Source organism: Halomonas sp. ML-15 (genome assembly GCF_014779595.1).
Taxonomy (GTDB): Bacteria; Pseudomonadota; Gammaproteobacteria; order Pseudomonadales; family Halomonadaceae; genus Franzmannia.
On sequence record NZ_JACXZT010000003.1, the window covers coordinates 84,858 to 109,845 of the forward strand.

Annotated in this window: 26 protein-coding genes; 10 read left to right on the forward strand and 16 right to left on the reverse strand. The window is 62.8% G+C overall.

Translation table 11 applies throughout. The annotated features are described in order from the left end of the window. The first annotated feature begins 338 nt into the window (after window positions 1-338). The 3 genes from IEI94_RS04030 to IEI94_RS04040 all read left to right on the forward strand — a co-directional run bounded on the left by IEI94_RS04030 (window position 339) and on the right by IEI94_RS04040 (window position 2,375). Entirely contained in the window at window positions 339-536 is a 198-nt protein-coding gene (locus IEI94_RS04030; RefSeq protein ID WP_191165827.1) for a hypothetical protein, read from the forward strand. Between the two features lie 116 nt (window positions 537-652). Continuing rightward, on the forward strand, window positions 653-1,036 hold the full coding sequence (locus IEI94_RS04035) for a VOC family protein (protein ID WP_224749924.1): 384 nt from the start codon (window positions 653-655) through the stop codon (window positions 1,034-1,036). 550 nt (window positions 1,037-1,586) lie between these two features. After that, a complete protein-coding gene (locus IEI94_RS04040; RefSeq protein WP_191165831.1) occupies window positions 1,587-2,375 on the forward strand; it encodes a DUF2071 domain-containing protein in 789 nt (262 codons plus the stop codon). Between the two features lie 121 nt (window positions 2,376-2,496). Here IEI94_RS04040 and IEI94_RS04045 read toward each other — a convergent pair whose 3' ends face one another. Beyond that, a complete protein-coding gene (locus IEI94_RS04045; RefSeq protein WP_191165833.1) occupies window positions 2,497-3,270 on the reverse strand; it encodes a DUF4239 domain-containing protein in 774 nt (257 codons plus the stop codon). A 298-nt stretch (window positions 3,271-3,568) separates the two neighbouring features. On the opposite strand from IEI94_RS04045, the gene IEI94_RS04050 reads away from it, so the two are divergent. Continuing rightward, window positions 3,569-4,675 carry a DNA glycosylase AlkZ-like family protein gene (locus IEI94_RS04050; protein ID WP_191165835.1) on the forward strand — a complete coding sequence of 369 codons (1,107 nt, stop codon included), beginning with the start codon at window positions 3,569-3,571 and terminating at the stop codon, window positions 4,673-4,675. A gap of 29 nt (window positions 4,676-4,704) precedes the next feature. Then, window positions 4,705-4,839: a type II toxin-antitoxin system CcdA family antitoxin gene (locus IEI94_RS04055; RefSeq protein WP_191165837.1), complete on the forward strand. Its 135-nt coding sequence runs from the start codon at window positions 4,705-4,707 to the stop codon at window positions 4,837-4,839. A 104-nt stretch (window positions 4,840-4,943) separates the two neighbouring features. Here IEI94_RS04055 and IEI94_RS04060 read toward each other — a convergent pair whose 3' ends face one another. The 6 genes from IEI94_RS04060 to IEI94_RS04085 form a co-directional block, all read right to left on the reverse strand. Further along, window positions 4,944-5,843, reverse strand: coding sequence for a hydroxymethylglutaryl-CoA lyase (locus tag IEI94_RS04060; RefSeq protein WP_191165839.1), 900 nt, complete (start codon window positions 5,841-5,843; stop codon window positions 4,944-4,946). Window positions 5,844-6,066: 223 nt separating this feature from the next. Further along, window positions 6,067-8,106, reverse strand: a complete 2,040-nt coding sequence (locus tag IEI94_RS04065; RefSeq protein WP_191165841.1) for an acetyl/propionyl/methylcrotonyl-CoA carboxylase subunit alpha — start codon at window positions 8,104-8,106, stop codon at window positions 6,067-6,069. Continuing rightward, window positions 8,103-8,921: an enoyl-CoA hydratase-related protein gene (locus tag IEI94_RS04070; RefSeq protein WP_412030893.1), complete on the reverse strand. Its 819-nt coding sequence runs from the start codon at window positions 8,919-8,921 to the stop codon at window positions 8,103-8,105. The genes IEI94_RS04065 and IEI94_RS04070 overlap by 4 nt, the downstream gene beginning before the upstream one ends. A 108-nt stretch (window positions 8,922-9,029) precedes the next feature. Next, window positions 9,030-10,637, reverse strand: a complete 1,608-nt coding sequence (locus IEI94_RS04075; RefSeq protein WP_191165843.1) for a carboxyl transferase domain-containing protein — start codon at window positions 10,635-10,637, stop codon at window positions 9,030-9,032. Window positions 10,638-10,647: 10 nt separating this feature from the next. After that, complete coding sequence (locus IEI94_RS04080) at window positions 10,648-11,817, reverse strand: isovaleryl-CoA dehydrogenase (RefSeq protein ID WP_191165845.1); 1,170 nt, start codon at window positions 11,815-11,817, stop codon at window positions 10,648-10,650. 114 nt (window positions 11,818-11,931) lie between these two features. Then, entirely contained in the window at window positions 11,932-12,870 is a 939-nt protein-coding gene (locus tag IEI94_RS04085; RefSeq protein WP_191165847.1) for a sodium-dependent bicarbonate transport family permease, read from the reverse strand. A 122-nt stretch (window positions 12,871-12,992) separates the two neighbouring features. Here IEI94_RS04085 and IEI94_RS04090 point away from each other — a divergent pair, with 122 nt between their 5' ends. From IEI94_RS04090 to IEI94_RS04100, 3 genes are all read left to right on the forward strand, one after another. Next, window positions 12,993-13,961: a LysR family transcriptional regulator gene (locus IEI94_RS04090; RefSeq protein ID WP_191165849.1), complete on the forward strand. Its 969-nt coding sequence runs from the start codon at window positions 12,993-12,995 to the stop codon at window positions 13,959-13,961. 66 nt (window positions 13,962-14,027) lie between these two features. Then, window positions 14,028-14,618 (forward strand): TetR/AcrR family transcriptional regulator, encoded by a 591-nt coding sequence (locus IEI94_RS04095; RefSeq protein ID WP_191165851.1) that lies wholly within the window; start codon window positions 14,028-14,030, stop codon window positions 14,616-14,618. Window positions 14,619-14,725: 107 nt separating this feature from the next. Continuing rightward, window positions 14,726-15,103: a group I truncated hemoglobin gene (locus tag IEI94_RS04100; protein WP_191165853.1), complete on the forward strand. Its 378-nt coding sequence runs from the start codon at window positions 14,726-14,728 to the stop codon at window positions 15,101-15,103. A gap of 99 nt (window positions 15,104-15,202) precedes the next feature. On the opposite strand, the gene IEI94_RS04105 is transcribed toward IEI94_RS04100, so the two are convergent. The 6 genes from IEI94_RS04105 to IEI94_RS04130 all read right to left on the reverse strand — a co-directional run bounded on the left by IEI94_RS04105 (window position 15,203) and on the right by IEI94_RS04130 (window position 19,720). Continuing rightward, on the reverse strand, window positions 15,203-15,373 hold the full coding sequence (locus IEI94_RS04105; protein ID WP_191165855.1) for a hypothetical protein: 171 nt from the start codon (window positions 15,371-15,373) through the stop codon (window positions 15,203-15,205). 38 nt (window positions 15,374-15,411) lie between these two features. Next, window positions 15,412-15,633 (reverse strand): hypothetical protein, encoded by a 222-nt coding sequence (locus tag IEI94_RS22935; RefSeq protein ID WP_412030894.1) that lies wholly within the window; start codon window positions 15,631-15,633, stop codon window positions 15,412-15,414. After that, a complete protein-coding gene (locus tag IEI94_RS04115; RefSeq protein WP_191165857.1) occupies window positions 15,618-16,541 on the reverse strand; it encodes a hypothetical protein in 924 nt (307 codons plus the stop codon). The genes IEI94_RS22935 and IEI94_RS04115 overlap by 16 nt, the downstream gene beginning before the upstream one ends. A gap of 853 nt (window positions 16,542-17,394) precedes the next feature. Beyond that, window positions 17,395-18,219, reverse strand: coding sequence for a substrate-binding domain-containing protein (locus IEI94_RS04120; protein WP_191165859.1), 825 nt, complete (start codon window positions 18,217-18,219; stop codon window positions 17,395-17,397). A gap of 38 nt (window positions 18,220-18,257) precedes the next feature. Continuing rightward, the gene (locus IEI94_RS04125; RefSeq protein WP_191165861.1) at window positions 18,258-19,019 is read right to left on the reverse strand and encodes an ATP-binding cassette domain-containing protein; all 762 of its coding nucleotides are present in this window, start codon (window positions 19,017-19,019) and stop codon (window positions 18,258-18,260) included. Next, complete coding sequence (locus IEI94_RS04130) at window positions 19,016-19,720, reverse strand: ABC transporter permease (RefSeq protein WP_191165863.1); 705 nt, start codon at window positions 19,718-19,720, stop codon at window positions 19,016-19,018. The genes IEI94_RS04125 and IEI94_RS04130 overlap by 4 nt, the downstream gene beginning before the upstream one ends. Window positions 19,721-19,838: 118 nt before the next feature. Between IEI94_RS04130 and IEI94_RS04135 the strand changes: the two genes are divergently transcribed. Further along, the gene (locus IEI94_RS04135; RefSeq protein WP_191165864.1) at window positions 19,839-20,723 is read left to right on the forward strand and encodes a helix-turn-helix transcriptional regulator; all 885 of its coding nucleotides are present in this window, start codon (window positions 19,839-19,841) and stop codon (window positions 20,721-20,723) included. A 56-nt stretch (window positions 20,724-20,779) separates the two neighbouring features. Here IEI94_RS04135 and IEI94_RS04140 read toward each other — a convergent pair whose 3' ends face one another. Beyond that, window positions 20,780-22,228: a GntP family permease gene (locus IEI94_RS04140; protein ID WP_191165866.1), complete on the reverse strand. Its 1,449-nt coding sequence runs from the start codon at window positions 22,226-22,228 to the stop codon at window positions 20,780-20,782. A 23-nt stretch (window positions 22,229-22,251) separates the two neighbouring features. Then, entirely contained in the window at window positions 22,252-23,313 is a 1,062-nt protein-coding gene (locus tag IEI94_RS04145; RefSeq protein WP_191165868.1) for a patatin-like phospholipase family protein, read from the reverse strand. A 324-nt stretch (window positions 23,314-23,637) separates the two neighbouring features. Between IEI94_RS04145 and IEI94_RS04150 the strand changes: the two genes are divergently transcribed. Beyond that, window positions 23,638-23,856, forward strand: coding sequence for a hypothetical protein (locus IEI94_RS04150; RefSeq protein ID WP_191165870.1), 219 nt, complete (start codon window positions 23,638-23,640; stop codon window positions 23,854-23,856). A gap of 8 nt (window positions 23,857-23,864) precedes the next feature. On the opposite strand, the gene IEI94_RS04155 is transcribed toward IEI94_RS04150, so the two are convergent. Continuing rightward, window positions 23,865-24,974: a pyridoxal phosphate-dependent aminotransferase gene (locus tag IEI94_RS04155; RefSeq protein ID WP_191165872.1), complete on the reverse strand. Its 1,110-nt coding sequence runs from the start codon at window positions 24,972-24,974 to the stop codon at window positions 23,865-23,867. Window positions 24,975-24,988 lie beyond the last annotated feature (14 nt).

Consider the following 24,988-nt stretch of genomic DNA (forward strand, 5'->3'; position numbering starts at 1 on the left):
CTGCGGTACGGTGATTCGAAGTCTGGATGTACTGTCCACTATTCGGAGGAAGTCCAGAATTGGCCCTATCAGGCGCTAGCAACAGTGAAAGAGGTCCTTGCCGCAAGGAGGTAGTGCCTGGGGCTGATGGCAGGCCGCCGCCACCTGCGCCTGAAGCGCTGGGTGTTATTGAAGAGGCATTAGCGCTCGAGCAGGTATCAAGAGGAGGTGCTGGGGTGATGAAGACATCGCTGTGAAAGGAGGGCACATACTAGTATCACGCTCACGCGGGAAGCCTGACGGGTTGAAGTAGCATAAGGGGTGGTGACATCTAGTGCAGTAATGTAAAGGATGTGATGATGAGCGGCAATAGTAACGACGGTCATGATGGGGATCCTAAGGGGAAATCTAATATCGGAGTCGGAATCGCAATTGGAGCGGGATTAGGCATTACGCTGGGTTTTGCTATGGACAATATTGCAGTTGGTTTGTCAATCGGTGTGGGGGTAGGGATCGCCATAGGCGCTGGTATGGGCAAAAAACATAAAGATAAGTGACTACCGAGCCAGCCGCCGATCGGCCCGGTCGTCTGGGGCTTCGAGCGCTTCTGGGGCTGGACCAAGGCCACCGTGTGTGACGGGAAATTGCAATAGGTTATCAGGGGGATATGCATATGTTCAAAGGCATCAATGTCGTTTCCATCTCAGTTCCTGATCTCGATGAAGCGAGGAATTTTTACCGCGATACACTGGGGCTCGGCGAACCAATCTACGATCTACCAGAGGCGGGTTGGATCGAGTTCGGTACTGGTGGGGGCGCCGGGAATCTTGCCGTGACGAAGGCGGAGAGTGATTGGATGCCTGGTTTTGGGGTGACAGTGGTTCTGGACGTGGAGGATTGCACTGAGTCTTGGGAAGAGCTCAAACGCAGGGGCGTTCGATGCGATGATCCACAGACATTTCCAGGTTATGTCACCTTCTGCAGTTTCTACGATCCGTTTGGAAATCGTCTTCAGATGTGTAGCTCGGCACCAGATGTCTCGGGTGATGAGCTGTAAGTGTACCTGGACCAACAAGACGTTTCAGTCAACGCGCTAAGCATGCTGCTGTTAGCCGAAACTGCGTTTAAATATGGTTAACGTGAATGCAATGAATGTAATAAAAGAATCTGACTGGAAGCTCTTTAAGATCATCAAGCAAGAGGCGCTAGAAAAATTTTGTAATGAGCGTCTGCGAGAATACGAAGAGATCATAAAAGATCGCTCACGAACTGCGCACGATAGGTACCTACATCTTTTCGATTTGTCTAGAAATCGAGATAAGGAGATGGCATCGCTCTTCGATGGCCATAGTCGCTCTATAGCATGCCCTCAACTATTGGAAATAAGGAGACAAGGGCTCGCGAATCGAACTCTGGTGGATAAGCTGTCCGACGATATTAGGGCGGCTACCGATCCTGAGAGACTTGGTAGGTAAACGCATAGAAAGGCGCATCATTTCAGTCATTCAGAGCAAAGCCGCCGTATTCACTGTATTCATCGCTGTGGGCGACAAAGTAGGCTAGGGTGTCCTCAGTTCATAAGGATAGCCAACTTTCAAGGAGGGATTATGCAAGAGCCAAAAAAGATGAAAGATTACCTTGTGCAGCGGCCTAAACCGAAGGGCATTGATGTACTTTGTAGTTTAAAGCATTTCGCGATTATCACCTATGCAGTTCCAGTAGAGAGATTTTTGGGGATATTTCCAGATCGTTTCAAGTTGGACACGATTGACGTCGGTGGTCAAGAGCTTGGGCTGATATCGGTCGTTCCCTTCATTGATGTTGATTTTACTTCAGCCGTATATCCGTTTCCAAAGTTTACAATGGGGCAAACAAACTATCGAATTTATATTATCGATAGCGAAACCGATGAGCGATGTGTATGGTTCCTTGGCACAACCTTAGACTCATGGACACTGGTCGTGCCCAGGTATTTGTGGAACCTGCCTTGGCATGCAGGGAAAGTCAATTTCGATTGCGCCTTAAACGAAGACACCGGACTGTACGATAAGTACCATATGGATACCCAATCGGACTGGGCCGAGGCCTCGGTTGATTTGGTGCAATCAGAAGCCGACTCGCTCATGTTTCCTGGTTTTCCAGATACTGAGTCTGCTCTAGTCTATCTTACGCACCCGCTGGCTGGATTTTATTATCGGAGAGACGGAAGGCTAGGTTCATATCGGGTTTGGCATAAGGAGCTTAAGGTTAAGCCAGCCAGGTTGAAGTCGGCAAAATTCAAGCTCTTGTCTGATTTGAATATTGTCAAGGCGTCTGAGCAAAGTTTGCCTTACAGTGTCTTAATTGAGCCTGTAAATGAGTTTACTATCTACTTACCCCCAGCAGTTATTGGATGAAAGGGGGCGTATCCGGGGCCATCTTCTGAGCAGCTTGAGGGTGTCCCCGATTCTCCTCTCCAAGCTATGGAATCAGGCTGGCAATCCGAAAAAGGCCATACGGCCAGTTTCTTAATGGGACTCAATTGCGCCAGGTGCTCACGGCCTGTTCGATGGCCTCGGGTGACACCTGGACTGCTCCCCGGAAGGGGTTGTCCTGGATGGCAATCAGCCACAGGGCGACGACCGCGGCGAGGCTGAAGATAACAATCGCGTGCCGGTTCGCGGACGCTCGGTCGAGGAATCCCATGCCCATCACAAATTGCGTCAGGAAGCCGAGCAGGAACAAGGCACTCCACGAAAATTTCTGGTAATGATTGGCCACAACGGCGATGCGATCTGTCCGTGCGTCGACAATGTCTTGTGCCAGAGACAGCATCTGGCCATGAGTCGCGGCCGAGTGGCCCTCATCGTTCGCGGCGTCTCGAACGGCGCGTAACAGCTCGAGCAGCGCCTGTTCCGTCCTGCTGCTGCCGCTTTCCTGAAGCAGGCGCGGCCATTCGTCTTTCACCACCGAGTCAGCGTAGTCGAGAAGCGCCGCGCGAATCCTTCCTTCGCTGGCCATTGTCGTTTCACTGGCGACGCCAAGTCCGAAGAGCGCTGCACTTTCGGTTTGGACGGCTTGGGACGCTCGACCCTTCCGGTCCATGGTGTCAGCGAGCAGGAAGGCTGCGAACAGCGCAAACAAGGTCGAAATGGCTACGAAGGTCGGCAAGCCGAGGGCGGCACCCTTGAGGCGAGTGCTGAACGGAGAATGAAACTGGAGCCAGTGGATCAAGGCCCCGGAAGCCAGAAATAACGCCAGCAGGAGCGGAAGGATCACCAGGGGGTGAAACTCGAACCAGAAACGGATCATCGCAATGCGCCGACTAACGTCTGGTACGGCTCAAGTCTTGCCGTCGGCCGGCTCAGCCGAATGGATCCTCGGCTCGTCTTCCGAGAGGTTGGCGTTTGCAACAGGAAAAGCAGGCGCATAGTTCCCCTCGGTTTGGGTTCTTATTAGTCCATCATTGGCGAGCGCATTTGCCAACGGCATTCTATCTTCCCCTGTATCGTGGCGGCATTCAATACAGCCACTCGGGCGCCAGCATCTGGCACTGGCCTGGTGGGGCAGGCTGGTCAACGCAGTGGCCGTTATGGGGTAAAATCGCTGTATGCCGACCACGCTAACCCTGAACCACCTTCGCCGCTACGCCATCGCGCGCAGTCTGTTCAAACCGAGAACCTTGGGACGCGCCGTCTCCAAGCTGGGGTTTGTACAGTTCGACCCGATACGTGCCCCTGCACGGGCTCAGGATCTCACGCTGCGCCATCGTGTCACCGACTATCGCGCTGGTGATCTGGAAGCGCGCTATCCGCGCCTGGCCGTAGAGGAAGATTTCTTCGTCAACTACGGGGTTCTGCCGCGTGCCACGCAATGCCTGATGCACCCACGGACGGCGCGTAACGAGTGGTCGTCCACGCGCTGGGCGCAGGCGCAGGCCGTGCTGGCGTTCGTGCAAAGCCGCGGTGTGGTTCACCCGCGTGAAGTGGACGCCGCCTTCGAGCATGGCACGACCAAGAACTGGTTCGGTGGCAACAGTCGGGCTAGTACCCAGCTTCTGGACGGTATGCACTATCGCGGTCTGCTGCGGGTGGCGCGGCGCGAGGGTGGGACACGTTTGTACGCAGCCCAGCTTGCCCATGAGCGTGACCATCCGGTGGACCCAGAGGCTAGCCTTGATGCGCTGATCGATGTGGCAGTGGGGAAGTACGCGCCGTTGCCTGCGTCCACGCTCAGCCGCCTCGTCACATGGGTGGTCTCTGCGGGGGCTCCGCAGTGGCGCGAGCGTCGCCGTGACGCACTGGCGCGTACCAAAGCGCGACTACCTCAGGCTACGGTGGACGGGAGTCGCTGGTACTGGCCGGTCGGCGAGAACCCCGGTAGTCGTCGATTCGCCAGCGATGATGTGTTGGACGAACGACTGCGCCTGCTGGCGCCCTTCGACCCGATAGTCTGGGATCGCGAACGCTTCGAGCGCTTCTGGGGCTGGGCTTACCGCTTCGAGGCCTACACGCCGGCACCGCAGCGGGTGCGTGGCTACTATGCGTTACCCATGCTGTGGCGGGGGCAGGTCATTGGCTGGGCCAATGCCGCCGTGCGTGACGGGCAGCTGCAGTTGCAGCCGGGCTATGTGAGCGGGCGTGCCCCTCGCGATGCTGCGTTCGAGTCTGCGTTGCAGGAGGAACAGGCGCGCTTGGAGTGGTTTCTGGGGCTGTGAGCGGAGCGGCTACGGGGCGGTCCGCAGAGATGGGGATCGCCGAGGCGGTGAAACGCCACAAGCAGGAGAAGTGGCTGAAAGACAATGCCAGAGCCCTGGCAAGCTCGAACGCATACGTTGAAGCTAACGGATTGCCGCTCGCACGTCAGAGCCTTGGGCTTTAGATGTAAAAAGACATATTTTTCAGAGACGTGCCGCAGTCATCTAATCGCTCAGCCCCCGAGCCAGATTATTTCTGACTCGGGGGCTTTGCGTTTCTGCCCCTAAATTACTTCGCCGCCAGCGCCACGCCCACCTTCGACCGGTTGGGCCTGCCGATGGTCTGGGTGATCCAGGTGCCGGTATCGGCGAGCTTGTCGAGGTCGATGTCGGTCTCGATGTCGAGGCCGTTGAGCAGATAGACCACGTCTTCACTGGCGACGTTGCCGGAGGCGCCCTTGGCATAGGGGCAGCCGCCGAGGCCTGCGACGGAACTGTCGACCACGCTGATGCCTTCTTCCAGCACGGCGTAGAGGTTGGCGAGTGCCTGGCCGTAGGTGTCGTGGAAGTGGGCGGCGAGCTTCTCCATGGGGATGTCGCGCCTTACGGCGTCGATCATGCGCTTGGCGGCGAGCGGCGTGCCCACGCCGATGGTGTCGCCAAGTGAAACCTCGTAGCAGCCCATGTCATAGAGTGCCTTGGCGACGTCGGCGACCTTGCCCGGGGCTATCTCGCCCTCGTAAGGGCAGCCGAGCACACAGGAGACGTAGCCGCGCACACGGATGTTGGCAGCCTTTGCCCGCTCCAGTACCGGAGCAAAGCGTGCCAGGGATTCGGCGACAGAGCAGTTGATGTTCTTCTTCGAGAAGGCCTCGCTGGCTGCGCCGAATACCGCCACTTCCTCCACGCCGCATTCGAGTGCCGCTTCCAACCCCTTGAGGTTGGGGGTGAGGGCGGCGTAAGTGACGCCTGGCCGGCGGCTCAGGCCGGCCATCACGTCGCGGTGGTCGGCCATCTGCGGCACCCACTTGGGGGAGACGAAGCTGGCCGCTTCGATATAGGTGATGCCGGCGGCGCCCAGGCGGTCGATCAGTGCGAGCTTGGTGGCCGTGTCGATCGGGGAGGGTTCGTTCTGCAGCCCGTCGCGAGGGCTTACCTCGACCAGGCGGACCTGCGTGGGAAATGCCATTATCTCTACTCCTTCCTGCTCACGGCATACGACCGGTGACTTTGTGCGCGGCTAACCCGGCAGTTGCCGCTTGCGAAGACGCTGTGAATCCTTCCCTGGACACTCCATTCTTCATCCATGAAGAATGAGCTTCGCTCACGGCAGCTCCCGGCGCCGCTAAACTAGTGCTGGGCGCTGGGCGCTGGGCGCTGGGCGCTGGGCGCTGGGCGCTGGGCGCTGGGCGCTATTCCTCCGGCGTAAACTCCAGCAGTACGTCGCCTTGGCCGACGGTGTCGCCGGCGTTGAAGTGGAACGCCGCCACCTGGCCGTCAGCGGGGGCGGTGAGGGTGTGCTCCATTTTCATCGCTTCCATGACCATCAGTGGCATGCCTTTCTCCACTTTCTGGCCCGGTTCCACCAGCAGCGCGACCACGGTGCCGTGCATCGGTGCGGTGAGGGTCGATTCCGCTTCGTGGTGGCCGTGGTCGATGGCGTCGATGCGGCGCCAGAACAGCCGAGTCTCGCCACGCGGGTCGGCCATTACCACCAGGCTATTGTCGACCAGGCGGGCCTGGAGACGGCGGCGGTGGCCGTTGAGGGTCACCGCCACGGCGTCGCCGGCCAGGCGTTCGAGGCGTGCGCTAAGGGTCTCGTTGCCAATGGTCAGTTGCCAGTCGGTATCGGTGCCCTGTTCGCGCCTTCCTTCTACCACTACGCCTGCGGTGTCCTGGGCCTGATGCTGGGCGAGCCCTGGATCGGATAGCGCGATGCGGATGGTGTGCGGGGCGTTGAGGCGGAAGCCGTCGTGGCGGTCCCAGGGCGAGTCGCTTTCGCACTCCCGGGCCAACTGATGAAGGCCGATCAGGGCGGCACCGGCGTACGCTTCGGTGGTGTAGTGCCGGGGGGCGAACAGGCTCGCCTCGTGCTTCTCGATAAAGCGGGTGTCCAGCTCGCAGTCCTTGAAGGCGGGGTGCGAGGCCAGGCGCTGCAGGAAGCCACGGTTGGTCACCACGCCCTGTATGTCCAGCGCCGCCAGGGCGCGGTTGAGGGTGGCCAGGGCCTGGTCGCGGTCGTCACCGTGGACGATCAGTTTGGCGAGCATGGGGTCGTAGTGCATGGAGACCGTATCGCCGGTCTCCACGCCGCTATCCAGGCGCACCTGGCAGGGGTCGAGTCCGGCGCCTTCCAGGTCCAGGGCGAAGCGCTCGAGGCGGCCGGTGGCGGGCAGGAAGTCCTGGGCCGGGTCCTCGGCGTAGAGGCGCGCTTCGAAGCTGTGGCCGGTGATGGTCAGCGCCTCTTGCGCGAGCGGTAGCGGTTCGCCCATGGCCACCCGCAGCTGCCATTCGACCAGGTCCTGGCCGGTGATCATCTCGGTGACCGGGTGCTCCACCTGCAGGCGGGTGTTCATCTCCATGAAGAAGAACGACCTGTCCGCATCCAATAGAAACTCGACGGTACCGGCGCCCACGTAGCCGATCTCCTTGGCGGCGCGCACCGCGGCCTCGCCCATCTCGCGGCGCAGCGCCGCGGTCATGCCGGGGGCGGGAGCTTCTTCCAGTACCTTCTGGTGGCGGCGCTGTACCGAGCAGTCGCGCTCGAACAGATAGACACCGTTGCCGTGGCTGTCGCAGAACACCTGGACCTCGACATGGCGCGGCTGGGTCAGGTACTTCTCGATCAGCATGCGGTCATCATTGAAGGCGGCCTGGGACTCGCGGCGGCAGCCGTCCAGCGCGGCCTGGAACTGATCGCTGCTCTCCACCACGCGCATGCCCTTGCCGCCGCCGCCGGCGCTGGCCTTGAGCAGCACCGGGTAGCCAATCTTGTCGGCCTCGGCCTTGAGCAGGGCGTCGTCCTGGTCGCTGCCGTGGTAGCCCGGTACCAGCGGCACACCAGCCTTGGCCATGCGCGCCTTGGCGGCGGACTTGTCGCCCATGGCGGCAATCGCCGCGGCGGGCGGGCCGACGAAGACGATGCCGGCGGCGTCCAGCGCCTCGACGAAGCCGCCGTTCTCGGAGAGAAAACCGTAGCCGGGGTGAATGGCACCGGCGCCGGTGCGCCGGGCGGCCTCGACCACCGCGGCGACGTCGAGATAGCTCTCCCGCGCCGCGGCGGGGCCGATTCGAATCGCCTCGTCGGCTTCGCGCACGTGGCGGGCATTGGCGTCGGCGTCGGAGTAGACGGCCACGGTGCGCAGGCCCATCCGGCGAGCGGTACGCATCACCCGGCAGGCGATCTCGCCGCGGTTGGCGACCAGCAGGGTGTCGAAGCGGGGTGCGGTCATGGCGTGTTGTCCTGTGGCGGGCGCCAGCGCGGCGCGCGCTTCTCGAAGAAGCTGTCCAGGCCGTGCTGGCCTTCGTCACTGACGCGCAGCTCGGCAATCACTCGGCAGCTCTGCTCGCGGGTGGCATCACTGTCGGGCTCCCGGGCAACCTCGGCGAGCAGCGCCTTGGTGGCGCGCTGGGCCTGGGGGGAACCTTGCAGCAGTGTCATGAGCACGGTCTCGACCTCGTTATCCAGGTGGTCGTGGCCCACCACCTGGTGTACCAGGCCGAGTCCCAGACTGGTAGCGGCGTCGAGCTCTTCGGCGCTGAGCGCGAAGCGGCGCATCTGGCGCGGGCCGATGGCGCGCTGCACATAGGGGCTGATCACCGCCGGAGCGAGACCGATCCTGACCTCGGAGAGGCAGAACCTGGCCTTCTCGGAGGCGATGACAATGTCACAGCAGGCTGCCAGGCCCACGGCACCGCCGAAGGCGGCGCCCTGCACGCGGCACAGGGTGAGGCAGGGCAGGGTGTCGAGGCCGTGCATCAGCTGGGCGAGCTTGCGCGAGTCGGCGAGATTGTCCTCGAAATCGTACGCCACCATGCGCTGCATCCAGCCGAGGTCGGCCCCGGCGGAGAAGTGCTTGCCCTCGGAGCCCAGCACCACCACGCGGACCTCGCCGCGCTTGGCGCCGTCGTGGAGCTCGGCGAGGTGGTCGTTGAGCTCGGCGATTAGGCGGTCGTCGAAGGCGTTGTGGACCTCCGGGCGGTTGAGCGTCAGCCAGGCGACGCCTCGACTGTCGATGCGCGAGTGGCAATATGTCGTCATTGCCATGCTGAAACCTCCATCCTGTGTGGGAGCGAATCTATTCGCGATATGTTTTTGACCAGCAGGGCTGCGCCCTGCATCGCGGTTGAAGTCGCGCCTACATGTTCTTAGGTGCTACATCCTGAATACACCAAACCTGGTGTCTTCTATCTCGGCATTCATGGCCGCGGCCAGCGACAGGCCGAGCACGTCGCGGGTCTGCAGCGGGTCGATCACGCCGTCGTCCCATAGCCGTGCGCTGGCGTAGTAGGGGTGGCCCTGGTGCTCGTACTGCGCCCGGGTCGGCTGCTTGAACGCCTCTTCGTCCTCGGCGCTCCATTCGCGGCCGTCGCGCTCGTGCTGCTCGCGCTTGACCTGGGCCAGCACCCCGGCTGCTTGTTCACCCCCCATGACGGAAATCCTGGCATTCGGCCACATAAACAGCAGGTTGGGCTCGAAGGCGCGGCCGCACATGCCGTAGTTGCCGGCGCCGAAGCTGCCGCCGATCAGCACGGTGAACTTGGGCACCCGGGCACAGGCCACCGCGGTGACCAGCTTGGCGCCGTGCTTGGCGATGCCTTCGTGTTCGTACCTGGAGCCGACCATAAAGCCGGTGATGTTCTGCAGGAACACCAGCGGGATCTTGCGCTGGGCGCAGAGCTCGATAAAGTGCGCGCCCTTGAGCGCGGACTCGGAGAACAGCACGCCGTTGTTGGCGACGATCCCCACCGGGTAGCCGTGGATATGCGCGAAGCCGGTGATCAGGGTGTCGCCGTAGTAGCGCTTGAACTCGTCGAAGTCGGAGTCGTCGACGATGCGGCCGATCACCTCACGCACGTCGAAGGGTTTCTTGAGGTCGGTGCCGACGATGCCGTAGAGCTCCGCCGGGTCGAGGCGCGGCGGCTTGGGCGCCTGCATGGCGAGCCGGCCGCGCTTCTGCCAGTTGAGGCGCGAGATGCAGGCGCGGGCCAGCTGCAGGGCGTGGGCGTCGTTCTCGGCGTAGTGGTCGGCGACGCCGCTGAGCTTGGCGTGGACGTCCGCGCCGCCGAGGGCCTCGGCGCTGATGCTCTCGCCTGTGGCGGCCTTCACCAGCGGCGGGCCGCCGAGGAAGATGGTGCCCTGCTCCTTTACGATGATCGACTCGTCGGCCATGGCCGGCACATAGGCGCCGCCGGCGGTGCAGGAGCCCATGACCACGGCGATCTGCGGAATGCCCTCGGCGGAAAGCGTGGCCTGGTTGTAGAAGATGCGCCCGAAGTGGTCGCGGTCTGGGAAGACCTCGTCCTGGCGGGGTAGGAAGGCGCCGCCGGAGTCGACCAGGTAGATGCATGGCAGGCGGTGCTTGCGGGCGATCTCCTGGGCGCGCAGGTGCTTCTTGACGGTGAGCGGGTAGTAGGTGCCGCCCTTGACGGTGGCGTCGTTGGCAACGATCACGCACTCCACCCCCGAGACGCGGCCGATGCCGGTGACGATGCTGGCAGCGGGCACCGCATCCTCGTAGACCTCATGGGCGGCCAGCGCCGAGAGCTCGAGGAACGGCGAGCCTTCGTCGAGCAGGTGGTCGATGCGGTCGCGCACCAACAGCTTGCCGCGGCCTTCGTGCCGGGCGCGGGCCTTGTCGCCGCCGCCCCGGCCGATCGCTGCGGTCAGCTCGCGAAGCCTCGCTACCTCCTTGCGCATGGCCGCCTCGTTGGCCTGGAACAGCGCGCTACGCGGGTTGATCTGAGTCGTCACAATGGCCATATGCCTCCCCCTAGCGTGATTCCGCGAAGATCTCGCGGCCGATCAGCATCCTGCGGATTTCGCTGGTGCCGGCGCCGATCTCATAGAGCTTGGCATCGCGCAGCAACCGTCCGGTGGGGTAGTCGTTGATATAGCCGTTGCCGCCTAGCAGCTGGATGGCGTCCAGCGCGACCTGGGTGGCCTTCTCGGCGCAGTAGAGGATCACCCCGGCGGCGTCCTTCCTCGACACCTTGCCGCGGTCGCAGGCGCCGGCCACGGCGTAGAGGTAGGCGCGGCAGGCGTTGAGGGTGGTGACCATATCGGCGACCTTGCCCTGCACGAGCTGGAACTCACCGATCGGCTGGCCGAACTGCTTACGCTCGTGGAGGTAGGGGACCACCACGTCCATGGCCGCCTGCATGATGCCGATGGGCCCGGCGGCGAGCACGGTGCGCTCGTAGTCGAGGCCGCTCATCAGCACCCGCGCGCCCTTGTTCAACTCGCCCAACACGTTGGCTGCCGGCACCTCGCACTCCTGGAACACCAGCTCGCAGGTGTTGGAGCCGCGCATGCCGAGCTTGTCGAGCTTCTGGGCCGTCGAGAAGCCGGCGAAGCCCTTCTCGACCAGGAAGGCGGTGATGCCCTTGGAACCGGCCTGCGGATCGGTCTTGGCGTAGACCACCAGCACATCGGCGTCGGGGCCGTTGGTGATCCACATCTTGCTGCCGTTGAGCACGTAGTTGGCGCCGCGCTTCTCGGCGCGCAGCTGCATCGAGACCACGTCCGAGCCGGCGCCGGTCTCGGACATGGCCAGCGCGCCGACGTGCTCGCCGCTGATCAGCCTGGGCAGGTACCTGGCTTTCTGTTCGGCCGAGCCGTTGAGAGTGATCTGGTTGACGCACAGGTTGGAGTGGGCGCCGTAGGAGAGCGCCACCGAGGCGCTGGCCCGAGAGATCTCCTCCATGGCGATGCAGTGCGCCAGGTAGCCCATGCCGCTGCCGCCGTCGGCGTCGGGCACGGTGATGCCGAGCAGGCCCATATCGCCAAACTTGCGCCACAGGTCGTGAGGAAATTCATTCGATGCGTCGATCTCGGCGGCGCGCGGGGCGATCTCGTCGCGGGCGAAGGCGTTGACCTGATCGCGCAGCATATTGAGTTCGTCGTCGAGGCCGAAGTCGAGGGCCGTATAGGGGCTGTGCATGGCGGGCTCCGTCGCTGGGATGAGGGCCTATTGCCTAAGATGGCAGATGACACCAATCTAGTCATAGTTGACGTTTACGTAAAGTGTCAGTAGCCCGCCATGCACCTTGTGTGCTTATCCTAGCCAGACGATCAGCTGGTGGTAGAGGGGGATCCCCACGATCACGTTGAGCGGGAAGGTAAAGCCCAGCGCGGCGAGCATCGCCAGGCCGATATTGGCCTCGGGGATGGCGCTGCGCATGGCCGCCGGGGCGGCGATATAGGAGGCGCTGGCCGCCAGGGCGGTAAGGATCAGCAGTGAGCCGCTGGGCAGGCCCAGCAGCAGGCCGACGCCCAGGCCGGTCATGGCCAGCAGCGGTGGGGCGGCCACGGCAAAGGTAAGCAGCCGCCAGTGGTACCAGGGAATCGGGCGCAGGGTCTCGGCGGCGGTCAGGCCCATCTGCAGCAGGAATAGTGCGAGTACCGCGTGGAAGGCGCTGGTGAACAGTTCGGTGACGTTGGCGCCCTCCATGGGACCGTACATGGCGCCGATCACCGCGCCGCCGGCCAGCAGGATCACGCCGCGGTTGGTCAGCGTCTCGTGCCAGATACCCTGCATGGCCTGGCTGGCGTCGCTGCCCTTGTAGCGGCGATAGAGCGCGATGGCGACCATGATCGCCGGCAGCTCCATCATCACCAGATAGAGGGTGACTTCGGCGCCGATGGGCAGGGCACGGCCCTCGGCAAAGGCCAGCGCCACGGCGAAGGTACCGGCGCTAACCGACCCGTAGTGGGCGGCGATGCTGGCGCTGTCGGCCGGCGACAGGCGCACCAGGCGGCGCAGGACCGGCATCAGCAGCAGCGGAATCAAGGCCCCCAGCGCCGCCACTGCAAGCAGTTCGGGCAGCAGTGACCAGCGCAGGTTGCCGTACAGCGCCATGCCGCCCTTGAGGCCGATGGTCAGCATCAACAGCAGGCTAAGGGTGTCGTAGGCGGCCTTGGGGATGGTCAGGTCGGACTTCACCACGCCGGCCAGCAGGCCGAGCAGGAAGAACATCACCACAATATCGGGCATTGAGATATCTCGTGCTGGGGGGAACGTGAAGACGTGCCGCGCATTCTGCTCAGTGGCATCCATTGCTACCAATAAAGAATTAAGCGATTTTATATAGATAACAATCTATGTAGGGTGCCGAAATGAATATCCGTCACTTCACTTTCCGCCTGCTGCAGGTGTATGTCGCGGTGGTGGCCAGTGGCACGGTGAGCGAGGCGGCGCGTCGGCTTCACCTCACCCAGCCTACGGTCTCGATGCAGCTCAAGCGGCTCGTCGAGGCGGTCGGGGAACCGCTGCTGGAGAGCCGCCAGGGGCGCCTGTTTCCCACCGAGGCGGGCAGCGAGCTGTATCGCGCCAGCCGTGAGGTACTGGGTCGCTTCGACGACTTCGATGACTATCTCTCGGCGCTGCGCGGCGGCGAGCGTGGGCGCTTCTCGATTGCCCTGGTCAACACCGCCCAGTACGTGCTGCCGCGGCTGCTTGGCCCACACAGCCAGGCGTTTCCCGAGGTGGAGGTGACGGTGCATATCGGCAACCGCCGGCAGATGCTGACCCGCTTCGAGCGCCAGGAGGATGACCTCTATGTATTCAGCCATCCACCGTCGCTGGCCCACGCCAAGGCCGGGCGTTTTCTGCGCAATCCGCTGGTGGCGGTGGCGCCCCGCGGCCACCCCCTGGCCGCTCGTGAGCGGATCGATATGAGCGAACTGCTCGGCGAACGCATGCTGCTGCGCGAGCCAGGCTCGGCCACCCGCATGCTGTTCGAGAGCTGGCTGCAGGAGCAGGGATTGACGCTGGGGCGGACCCTGCAGATGGCCAGCAACGAGGCGATCCGCGTCGGCGTGGCGTCGGGGCTGGGGCTCGCCGTGCTCTCCGAACATGTGCTGCCGCCGGAGCATCCCGATATCCTCATCCTGCCGGTGGCGGGCCTGCCCATCGAGAGCCACTGGCAGTTTATCGTGCGCTCCGACCGGCGCCTGTCCCACGCCGCGCTGGGTTTTCTGCGCTTCGCCGCCGGCCATCTCGACGCCTGCGTCGAGCCGCGCTTCTTGAGCAACGAACTCGAGGCGCTCCTGGCCGGCCTGGAGCGCGACGAGAGCCTACACTGAGACCCTTGACAGTTCGCCAAGCTGAGCCATAGTTGGGAATAGACCGGTCGGTCTAGAGGAGTATCCATGACGCCTGAATCCCAGGAAATCACCACCAAGGAGCGACTGCTCGAGGCGGGGCTCGGCATGTTACTTAAACACGGCTACAGCGACCTGGGCATCCAGGCCCTGCTGTCGGAAACGGGGATCCCCAAGGGGTCCTTCTACCACCATTTTTCCAGCAAGCAGGACTTTGCCCTGCAGGTGGTGGACCGCTATATGCAGGAGGTCCATCAGGGCCTGGATATGAGCCTGGGTAATCATGCCTTGCCGCCCCTGGAGCGGGTGCGTCTGTTCTTCGAGCTGTCGCGGGAGAAGTACCGCCGCGAGGGCTATCTGGGCTGTCTGCTGGGGGGGCTGGGTCAGGAGCTGTCCGGGGTCAGCGAGACCTTTCGCCACAAGATCGAGGGCTGCTTCAACCTGATCGCCGAGCGTATTACCGACTGCCTGGAGGAGGCGCATCAGCGGGGCGAACTGGCGGCGGATCAGGAGCCGCGACAGCTGGCGGACCTGCTGCTGGATTGCTGGGAAGGGGCCGCGCTGCGCAGTCGCCTGCGTCGCGATCCCGGCCCCTTGGGTGCCATGCTCGACTTCTACTTCGCGGTGGCCGCCAGGTAGTTCGAGGGGGTCATCGAACCTGGCCGGCGGGTCGATCTCGGACGGTGTCTGCACCGTCCATCAACAACGGCAAGGGTCGGCGTCATGGCCGATCCGGGAGGTATCTGATGACAACCACAAGCCTCTATCAGCGCCTGGGTGGCGAGCAGGGCATCGCCTTGCTGGTCGACGACATCGTTGAGGCGCACATGCAGAACCCAAGGGTCCAGGCGCGCTACCTGCCAGCGCTGGACGATCCGGAGCATCTCGATGAGTTGAAGGGGCACCTGCGCGACTTCCTCTCCGCCGGCACCGGCGGACCCGCGGAGTATCGCGGCAAGAATATGCTCGAGGCGCACCGGGGCATGAACATCGGCGAGGCGGAGTACATGGCCGTCATGGATGACATTCTAGGCGTGCTCGATCGCCATGGCGTGGATCCGCAGACCCGCCAGGAGATGCTGGGCATCGCCTATTCGCTCAAGGAGGAGATACTGCATGTGTGAGGCGTCAACACGCTAGTGCGCACAGACGCCCGGGCCATTGTCCCGGGCGTCTGCACGTTATCCCGACGTTGGCGGTTCGAACCGCAGTGCCGACCGGGGCTATTCGGCGCTGGGCGAGAACAGCGGCTCGCCATCGAGGGTATTGAGCAGCGCCTCATCGCCTTCGAACAGGATGGCGAGATCCTGGCGGTTATCGAAGGTCAGCCAGGTGGCGCGGTCGCTGACCACATAGGCGCCCATGGCCGCGGCGGTATTGAGGATCGCGCCCATGCCGCTGCCCAGCTCGCGGTACCAGCCGCCGTGGGTATCTACCCCCGCCTCTTGCCAGAAGCGCTGCTCGGCACGTCGGCGGCCTTGTACTCGTCGATCATCTTCTGGGCGTAATCGTCCTGCGTCATGCCATTAAACGGCATCTCGACGCTGGGTGCCTTGAGCTCCGGGGTCATCTTTACGCCCAACGCCTGGAACAGCTCGATGCTGGGTGATGAGAAGTGATCACGTGCAGTAATGTGAGTTATCGATTGGTCCACGTACGTCGAGCCACATCGGATAAATTAAACTTGGCCGCGCGATGGTTAGGCAGCATTGACTGCATATCACCGCTGCTGCGTTCTGCGAGTAGTCTATAACATTCCTCATCGCTAGATGTGTGAGGGCTTAGTAAATCCCCAAGAGTTGGAAGCTCTTTTATAACAGAGTCAGGAGGAGAGGGAATGCTGTTTATAGATGTAATAAGGTATATGTGCCTTGGGTAGCTGTAATATAGCATATAGATGAAATCACTATCCAATCCTGTGATTTTATGATTCGTGAACCCATCTTTGGGATCGCCATCAGAGCGAAAGTCCATTGAGGGAGTTCCCCCCCATGCCATATTGCCCCAGCTCATTGATCCAGATTTCATGGGTAAGCGTATTGCGCATAGGGCGTCGAATGTATAGCGTTCATCATTCAATTCGAAATGAGATGGGTATCGCTCCCCCTCATTAACACCTCTCATTATATCGGCGACAGAGTATAGTCCAGGACCGGCACCGTAACTATTCCAGTCCAAAGTTATTAGGTAACTCCTCTCGCCATCTTTCTGGATGTCTGGATTATTGATGTCTCTTCCTCTACCGAGCAGTGACCTGGGCACTTGCAGCATGATGGTCTCTTGCTCTCTTAGTTCCTCTTTCAGTTTTTCTGCTAGGTGGGTAGTCATATTGTTGGTTAGCTCGCTGTTGCTGCCAAATTTAACAAGGAGTTTTGTGTCGCTATCCCATTCTATTTCATATGGTTCTCTAGTATGCATTTCTAGTGCCTCGGTGACCTGCTCGAGTGCGAGACCTTTATTATCCACCGGCTCCTTGAATAGGAGTAATATGGTCTGGTCTCTGAGGGCATCACAACCGGAAAGAAAAATTAATATAAGTAATACTAAGTAGATTCGTTGCATGATTCTTCTTCGTCTCTCGCTGTTCTGATGGTGATGGAGGTTGCTATATATGCGTCAATGTCATGCTGGAGATGATTCTATGCATGTTAATGGGTGCACGTTGAGCCACTCAGATAGTATTTCATTTTTTAAACTCCATAATGCTCAGATGATTAGCAGAATTCGGTTTTTGGGCAGCTTGCTGAATGATGTTTGCAAGCCCTGGGTTCGGGTGTTTCTCATCAATAATACGACCCGTTCTGCTGCTCCGAATATTCCTTGCTAGGATATGTCTGCCTTGTGCGCACTAACAATGTGGCCTGTCTCATTAGGCAGGACTGTCATTTACAGGCGGATGCTTGTCATAGACTAAGAAGAAATGACTGCCGATAGAATCTTACATAACTTATCGGCGATGGCAAGTGGCGAAAGGATGATGCTCCGATGTCGCACATGAGTTGTCGTTGATCTCTTACAAGGCAGGTGCCTTGATTCCACCGCACGTACGGGGGTGGTGTTCATCTGAAACATGTACCGGTGGCCGCCCTTTGCCCAGTTGCTATAGATGCAAAGGGCAGAGAAATTGAAGCTCTGCTCGTGCTATTAATGCTCAGTTCTCCGTGTTACCGGATTCTCATGCACATTGAAGGTTCTAATCACATAGGATTTTATAATGTCAAAAAACATAAGAGGTCGATGCTAAGGAGTTGTCATGGCAACGCCTGAGAGAGCGGCTAGGGCGTTGCCCTGTAGGCGAAGTCCCGCGGGGACCTGCGTGGGATGGGCTCCAGCTATCGAGGCGGTAGATGGTTGAAAACGTCTGTTGTGGCCGTACACGCAGTCGCTGGAGCAGCAGTAAACACCCTTGCTGTTGTCACTGCGTCTCGGCGTTGGGGAAGAACAGTGGTTCGCCGTCGATGGCGTAGTCAGCAATGGCAGCTTGTCCCTGCTCGGAGACCAGCCAGCGGTGCCACTGCTCGGCGAGGCCGTGCTTGAGGTGCGGGTGGCGCTCGCGATCAAGCAGCAGGCTGGCGTACGGATTGACCAGTGCGTCATCGCCTTCGAACAGGATGGCGAGACCCTGGCGGTTGTCGAAGGTCAGCCAGCTGGCACGGTCGCTGAGCAGATAGGCGTCCATGGCCGCGGCGGTATTGAGGGTGGCGCCCATGCCGCTACCCAGTTCGCGGTACCAGCCGTCGGCGGCCTCGATGCCTGCCGCATGCCAGAGGCGCTGCTCGGCGCGGTGGGTGCCGCTGTCGTCGCCGCGGGAGGCGAACGGCGAGCCGTAGGCAGCAATACGGCTAAAAGCGTCGAGGGCATCGTCAGCCTCGGCGATATCCGCCGGATCGTCGCTGGGGCCGATAATCACGAAATCATTGACCATCACATCCAGGCGTTCACTGGCGTAGCCGTCGGCGATCAACTGAGCTTCACCCTCGGCATCGTGGACCAGCAGGGCGTCGGCGTCGCCGCGACGGCCGATCTCGAACGCCTGGCCGGTGCCCACCGCCACCACACGCACATCGATGCCGGTGGCTTCGCGGAACTGCGGTACGATCGCGGCGAATAGCCCCGACTGCTCGGTAGAGGTGGTCGAGCCCAGGGTGATATGGCGTTTCTCATCGGCGTGCAGTGCGCCGAGGGAGTAAGTCAGTCCCAGCGCTAGTGCCAAGGGGATCAAGCGGTCGTGGCGCGTCATGGACATCATCCCTTCGTTATCCATCAGGAGACTCGTAGCTACCAGGGCAGCTCGCCGCGCACGAAGGCGGCGGCTTCGCCGCTCTGCGGCGTGTCGAAGAAGCGCTCGGCGGGGCTGTGTTCGAGCAGCCGCCCGGCGTGAAGAAAGACCACGTCGTCGGCCAGGCGGCGCGCCTGATTGAGGTCGTGGGTGGTCATGACGATCTTGGTGCCGCGGTGGTGAAACTGGTTGACCGCGGCCTCCACGGCGCGGATCGCGGCGGGGTCCAGCGCTGCGGTGGGCTCGTCGAGGAACAGGATATCCGGTGCCAGCAGCCAGGCTCGGGCCAGCGCCAGGCGCTGCTGCTCGCCGCCGGAAAGTACCCGCGCCGGGCGCTGGGCGAGCCCTGCCAGGCCAAAGTGCTCCAGCGCCTCCTGGGCGAGGGCTTTGCGCTGGCGCCACGGGTAACCGCGGATCGCCAGCACATAGGTGAGATTGGCCAGAGCGGTGCGCTTGAGCAGCACCGGGCGCTGGAACACCATCGCCTGACGCAGTGCCAGCCCGGGGCTGGGTGGCTGGCCGTGCCAGCGGATCTGCCCGGCGCTGGGTGTCAGCAGGCCGTGGCAGAGGCGCATCAGCAGGCTCTTGCCGGCGCCGTTGGGGCCCATCACCAGGGTGCGGCCGGCTCCCAGAGTAAGGGTGATATCGTGGAGCAGGCGTTGGCCGCGGTGCTCGAAACCGACCCCTGTGAGGGCCAGCGGCAGCATCGGGGCCGTCACGGCCTGGGCCTGAGGCAGGTGAGGTTGGCTCAGGTCACTCATCCCATCTGCCTCCTGGCGCGCTCGCCGAGCAGGTGTGCCGCACCGTTGACGCAGGCCACCAGCAGCAGCAGGACAAGCCCCAGCCCCAGTGCCAGGGCCAGGTTGCCGCGGTTGGTCTCCAGCGCGATGGCGGTAGTCATCACCCGGGTCACGCCGTCGATATTGCCGCCCACGATCAGTACCGCGCCAACCTCGGCGCTGGCGCGGCCGAAGCCGGCCAGCACCACGGTGATGAGCGCCACTCGGGCGTCCCACAACAGGGTGGGCATCATGCGGGCACGGCCTAGCCCGAAGGAGGCCAGCTGCTCGCGGTATTCGCCGAGCAGCGCCTCGATATGCTGACGGGTCAGGGCGGCGACGATGGGCAGCACCAGCACCGTCTGTGCGATCACCATGGCAGTAGGCGTGAACAGCAGGCCGAGCTGGCCGAGCGGACCTGCCCGCGACAGCATCAGATAGACCATCAGGCCGGCCACCACCGGCGGGAGCCCCATAAAGGCGTTGAGTAGCACAACCACCGCGCCGCGGCCGGGGAAGGCCCACAGCGCCAGCGCCGCGCCCAGCGGCAGCCCGATCAGCGCCGCCACTAGCACCGCGCTCAGCGAGACCTGCAGCGACAGGCGCACGATGTCCATCAGCACCGGGTCGAGGGTGAGGATCAAGCTCAGCGCGGTGGTGAAGGCGTTGTCGGCAGTTGACATGCAAGGCTCCCAGCAGATGGCTGCATCATGTGCGGTTATCCTGCTGTATGCATCCTGTGCTGTAATCAGTGCAGTTATATGCAGTAATTTGCTATCCAGACTCCCGATAAGGCCTGCCATGACCGCCCACGCCTACCTCACCACCCGCGAAGCCGCCGACTACCTTCGCCTCAAGGAGCGCAAGCTCTATGACCTGGTGCGCCAGGAGCTGATCCCCTGCACCCGGGTCACCGGCAAGCTGCTGTTTCCGCGCCAGGCACTCGACCTGTGGTTGATGAACCACCTCGAGGGGGATCGGCAGAGTCGTGAGCCACTGGCGGCGATTCTCGCCGGCAGCCAGGACCCGCTGCTGGAGTGGGCGGTGCGCGAGTCGGGTTCGCAGCTGGCCTCGCTGTGCCATGGCAGCGGCGACGGGGTGCGCCGGCTGCTGGCGGGGCAGGCGCTGGTCGCGGGGGTGCATCTGCTCGATCCTGATAGCAGCCGCTACAACGACCCCGTGGCGCTGGGGCTGGGCGGCATGCGCGATCTGGTGGGGATCCGCTGGGCGCGACGCCGCCAGGGGCTGATGCTGGCCCCCGGCAATCCGCTGGGCATCGAGGGGCTTGCCGACCTGGCCCGGCCGCAGGTGGTGCTGGCGCATCGTCAGCCGGATGCTGGCGCCGAGCGGCTCTTGACGCTGCTGCTGACGCGCGCCGGGATATCGTTGGCGGCGCTCAATCTGAGCCCTGACGTGGCGTTGAGCGAGGATGACCTGGCGCTGGCGGTGCGCCGCGGCGATGCCGATGCGGGGCTTGGCGTGGAGGCCGCGGCCAGACGCCACGGGCTCGACTTTATCGGCCTGCACGACGAGTGTTTCGACCTGCTGATGCGCCGGCGCAGCTACTTCGAGGCGCCGCTGCAGCGCTTGATGCAGTTCGCCCGGCAGCCGCGCTGTCAGGACTGGGCGGAGCGGGCCGGGGGCTATGATCTGGGTGAGCAGGGCGCGGTGACCTATAACGCCTGAGGTCTTCTACAGCGCCCGTCGGTGCTGGGACTCATCTGCCAGGTCAAGGGGCCTGGTCAGAATGATCCCACCAGGGTGCCCAGGGTGATCAGCAATACCAGAGAGATGATCGGTACCAGCACGGCTACCACGGCAATGTCTAGATAGGCCTGGCGATGCGTCAGGCCGCAGATCGAGAGCAGCGTGATGACCGCCCCGTTATGCGGCAGGGCATCCAGTCCGCCGGTGGCCACCGCGGTGACACGGTGCATCAGCTCCGGGGCGATGCCGGCGGCCTCGCCCATGGCCAGGTAGGTGTCGCCCAGGGTGGCCAGGGCGATGCTCATGCCGCCGGAGGCCGAGCCGGTCATGCCTGCCAGCAGGTTGACGGCAATGGCCAGCGAGATCAGCGGGTTGTCGCCGCCCACCGAGGTAACCCACAGGCTGATCGCCTCGAAGGCCGCCAGGGAGGCGATAACCGAACCGAAGCCCACCAGGCTGGCGGTATTGAAGATCGGCAGCAGGGCGGCATTGGCGCCGCTGTCGAGGGTGGTGGTAAGGGCCACGAGGCGTCTGCGGTTGCTGGCGATGATCACGCCGATGGCGATCACCAGAGCAGCGATCACCGACCAGACGCCGCGCACCGAGTCGATACTGGTGGCGCCGTAGGTTGGCTCGGCGAGATAGCCGGTGTCCATGGCCGGGATCACCACTGCCGTAAACAGCAGATTCAGGGCGATGACCAACACGATGGGCAGCAGCGCGAGTATCATGGGAGGCAGGTCGCGGGGCGGTTGAGCCGGTGTGACTTCGGCAAGGTCGAAGCCCTCGCCGGCGGCGTGCTCGCGTAGATGCACGGCCTGGCGTACCTCACTCTGGTGGTGACCGTAGCCTTCGCCGGCCAGCTTCGCCTGACTCGCCCGATGGCTAAGCCAAGCCTGCCCCAGCCCCAGCATGACCAGCCCGGTGAGAATGCCGAGTCCCGGTGAGGCAAACGGCGAGGTGCCGAAGTATGGCATGGGAATGGCATTCTGGATGGCCGGCGTGCCGGGCAGTGCGGTCATGGTGAAGGTGAAGGCCCCCAGGGCGATGGTGCCGGGGATCAGCCGCTTGGGCAGGTTGGCCTGGCGGAACAGTGCCGCAGCGATGGGGTAGACCGCGAAGGCCACCACGAATAGCGAGACGCCGCCGTAGGTCATCACCGCACAGGAGAGCACCACTGCCAGGATGGCGCGGGTGTCGCCGAGGCGCTCGACGATGGCGCTGGCCAGTACCTCCGCGCTACCGGAATCTTCCATCAGCTTGCCGAACACCGCCCCCAGCAGGAATAGCGGGAAGTAGCGGACGATAAAATCGCCGGCGGCGCCCATGAAGACCTGGGTATAGCTAGCCAGCAGCGGGGTGTCGACCGATACCAATGCCACTAGTGCGGCCAGCAGTGGCGCCAGGATCAACAGGCTGAGCCCGCGGTAGGCGAGATACATCAGCAGCACCAGCGCAATGGCGATTGCCGAGATACCGATCATCAATTATTTCCTTTGCTATGTTCTTAGGTGGAGGTATCTGTTGACGAGATGGGGCGAAAGGTATCGGGGAACACTGCGTCCAGATCGAATGAGGAGTGTTCACCAAGGGCGGCGAAGTTGTCATCCAGCCAGCGGTCGGCCCAGGCGCGACCTTGAGCATGCAGACGGCAGAGAAAGTCCCACTCGGCATTCATCTTGCTGGAGGCGCTGAGCGTTTCGATGTCGTGTTCGGCATGAATCAGGTGCAGGCGCATCGCACGGTAACTCTCCAGTTCCAGGCCTTCGGCTTCGATCAAGCGGTGCAGCAGCTGAATGCTGCGCAGCTCCTTGATCAAGCTGGAATTGAAGGTGACCTCATTGATCCGGTTGAGGATATCCCTGGCACTCTCCGGTAGCTTTTGGCGCACCAGCGGATTGATCTGCACCACCACCAGGTCACGACAGCCCTGGTCATCGACCAGCGGGTAGAGGGCGGGGTTGCCACTGTAGCCACCATCCCAGTAGGCCTCGCCGTCGATTTCCACGGGCGCAAACATGAACGGCAGGCAGGCCGATGCCATCACCGTATCGACCGTCAGCTCGGGCTGGCGGAATATTCTCGCCTGGCCGGTGCGGACATTGGTGGCGGTCACGAATACCTTGACCTTGCGACACGCGTTGACGCGTTCGAAATCGACCAGTTCGAGGACCAGGTCGCGCAGCGGGTTGATGGCCATAGGGTTGAGCTTGGCCGGTGCAATCAGCTGGGTCAGGCTTTCGAAGAACAGATAGCTCGGCGAATTATCCAGGCCATCGTTGCCCATCAGCCGGTCCCAAGGCGTGCGCTGGATCGGTGAGAAGCGCGCGGCATCACTGACCGCTTTCCAGAAGGCATGCAAGGCGTCTCGGGCGCCGTTACGGCCGCCCTTGTGAAGCCCGTCGGCCAGCACTACGGCGTTCATGGCTCCGGCGCTGGTGCCGCTGATTCCGTCGATCTCCAGTCGCTCGTCTTCCAGCAGGCGGTCCAGCACCCCCCAAGTCAGCGCGCCGTGGGAGCCGCCGCCCTGCAGGGCCAGATCGATACGTTTCGTTGCGTCCTTCGCCATAACGGCTCCTTGTGTCAGCATGCTGCGCTGCAGTATAGGCGTCTCGAGAGCCGTTGTCGCTTAACGATGCCAGCCTGTCGCGAGTGCCTTCACGGGGCGTGACAGCCGCCATGGCGTCAGATCGTCTCCACCGCGAATCACATTGTTTCCATAATCCTGGCGCAGGGGCTCGCCGCAGTTGGGGTAAAGTAATTAGTGAACGCTGTTCGAGCCTGCCCGCCCATCAGAGGCGCAGGAACCCTGCGAGGGGGGCCCTTGCGATGCAGGCCGAACCGGGAGCGAAGGGGATAACGGAACGTTTCCTTATCCTCATGAGGCAAGACCATGCGACTGTTACCCCTGACGATTGCTGCCGTGGCACTGACCCTGGCCGGCTGTAGCTATTCGCCGGCGCGGATTACCCCCGAGCCGCTGATTGAAATCGATGGCCGCGATCACCGCCACCATCGCAGCGGCCGCCACAGTCATCACCACTATCACTACGACGACCGCCGCCGCGGCGGCTTCTGCCCGCCGGGGCACCGTATGCAGGGCCGCTGCTGAGGCGGTCCTCAGCGCTGGCCTGAAATTGCCGCGTCGAGGATTGCCAACTGTCCTGGCGCCAGGGCGTTCTCCACCGCGGTGACCCGCAGCACGTGGCCCAGCGCCGGGTCGGCAGGGCGGGCGATCAGCTTGCCCGCCTCGAGCATCTCGCGGTGTACCCGGCCGGCAAGCTCGGCGTCGGGCAGGCGCAGGCCGACGAAGTTGGTGGCGCTGGGCAGCACGTCGGCGCCCAGCGCGCGGAAGTGCTCGCTGAGCCGCGCGCGACGCTCGCGCACCGCGCGTACGTGGGCGTCGGTTTCGTCCGGGGCATCCAGCACCACTTCGGCGGCGGCCTGGGTCAGCGTCGACACCGCATAGTGAATCCTGACCTTCATCATCACCGCCAGGGTTTCGGCTTCGGCGATGGCATAGCCGACCCGCAGCCCGGCCAGGCCGTGAGCCTTGGAGAGGGTGCGCAGGCGAATCACCCCGTGCAGCACCCGCCGGCCGAACTCGCCGTCGGCGTCCTCGCGGAAGTCGTAATAGGCCTCATCGAGCAGCAGCCAGCAGTCGTCCGGCAGGGCCGCCCGTAGCGACAGGATGGCGTCGTCGCTGTGCAGGTGGCCGCTGGGGTTGTCGGGGTTGGCGAGATACACCAACCGTGCCTGGTGGTCACGGGCGGTGCGGGCCAGGGCTTCGAGATCCGGCGCCAGGCGACCGGGACCCTCATCGTAGGGTACTTCTTCGAGCCGACAGGCCTGGCCGCGGGCAAAGTAGCCGAAGGTGGGGTAGGTGCCGGTGGTGGCGACCACGCACTCACCGGGCATGACGGTGGCGCGCAGGGCCAGGGCGATCAGGCTGTCGGCGCCGGCATCCACCAGCATGGCGTCCAGGGCGATGCCGTGGCGGCTAGCCAACCGCTGGCGAATACCCAGCGCTTCGGCATCGCCGTAGCTGTAGACGTGTTCTGCCATGGCATCGCCGAAGTGTTCGCGCAGCGCCCGGTGGGGCATATCGAGGCCCTCGTTGGAGCCCAGTTGGTGGGGGATCTCGCGGCCCAGGCGGCGTTCCAGCACGCGTACCCCGGGGAAGGGGTTATGGGGGCCGTCGCCCTGCAGGTGTTTCGGAAATGTCGGCATCGGGGCCTCCCTTG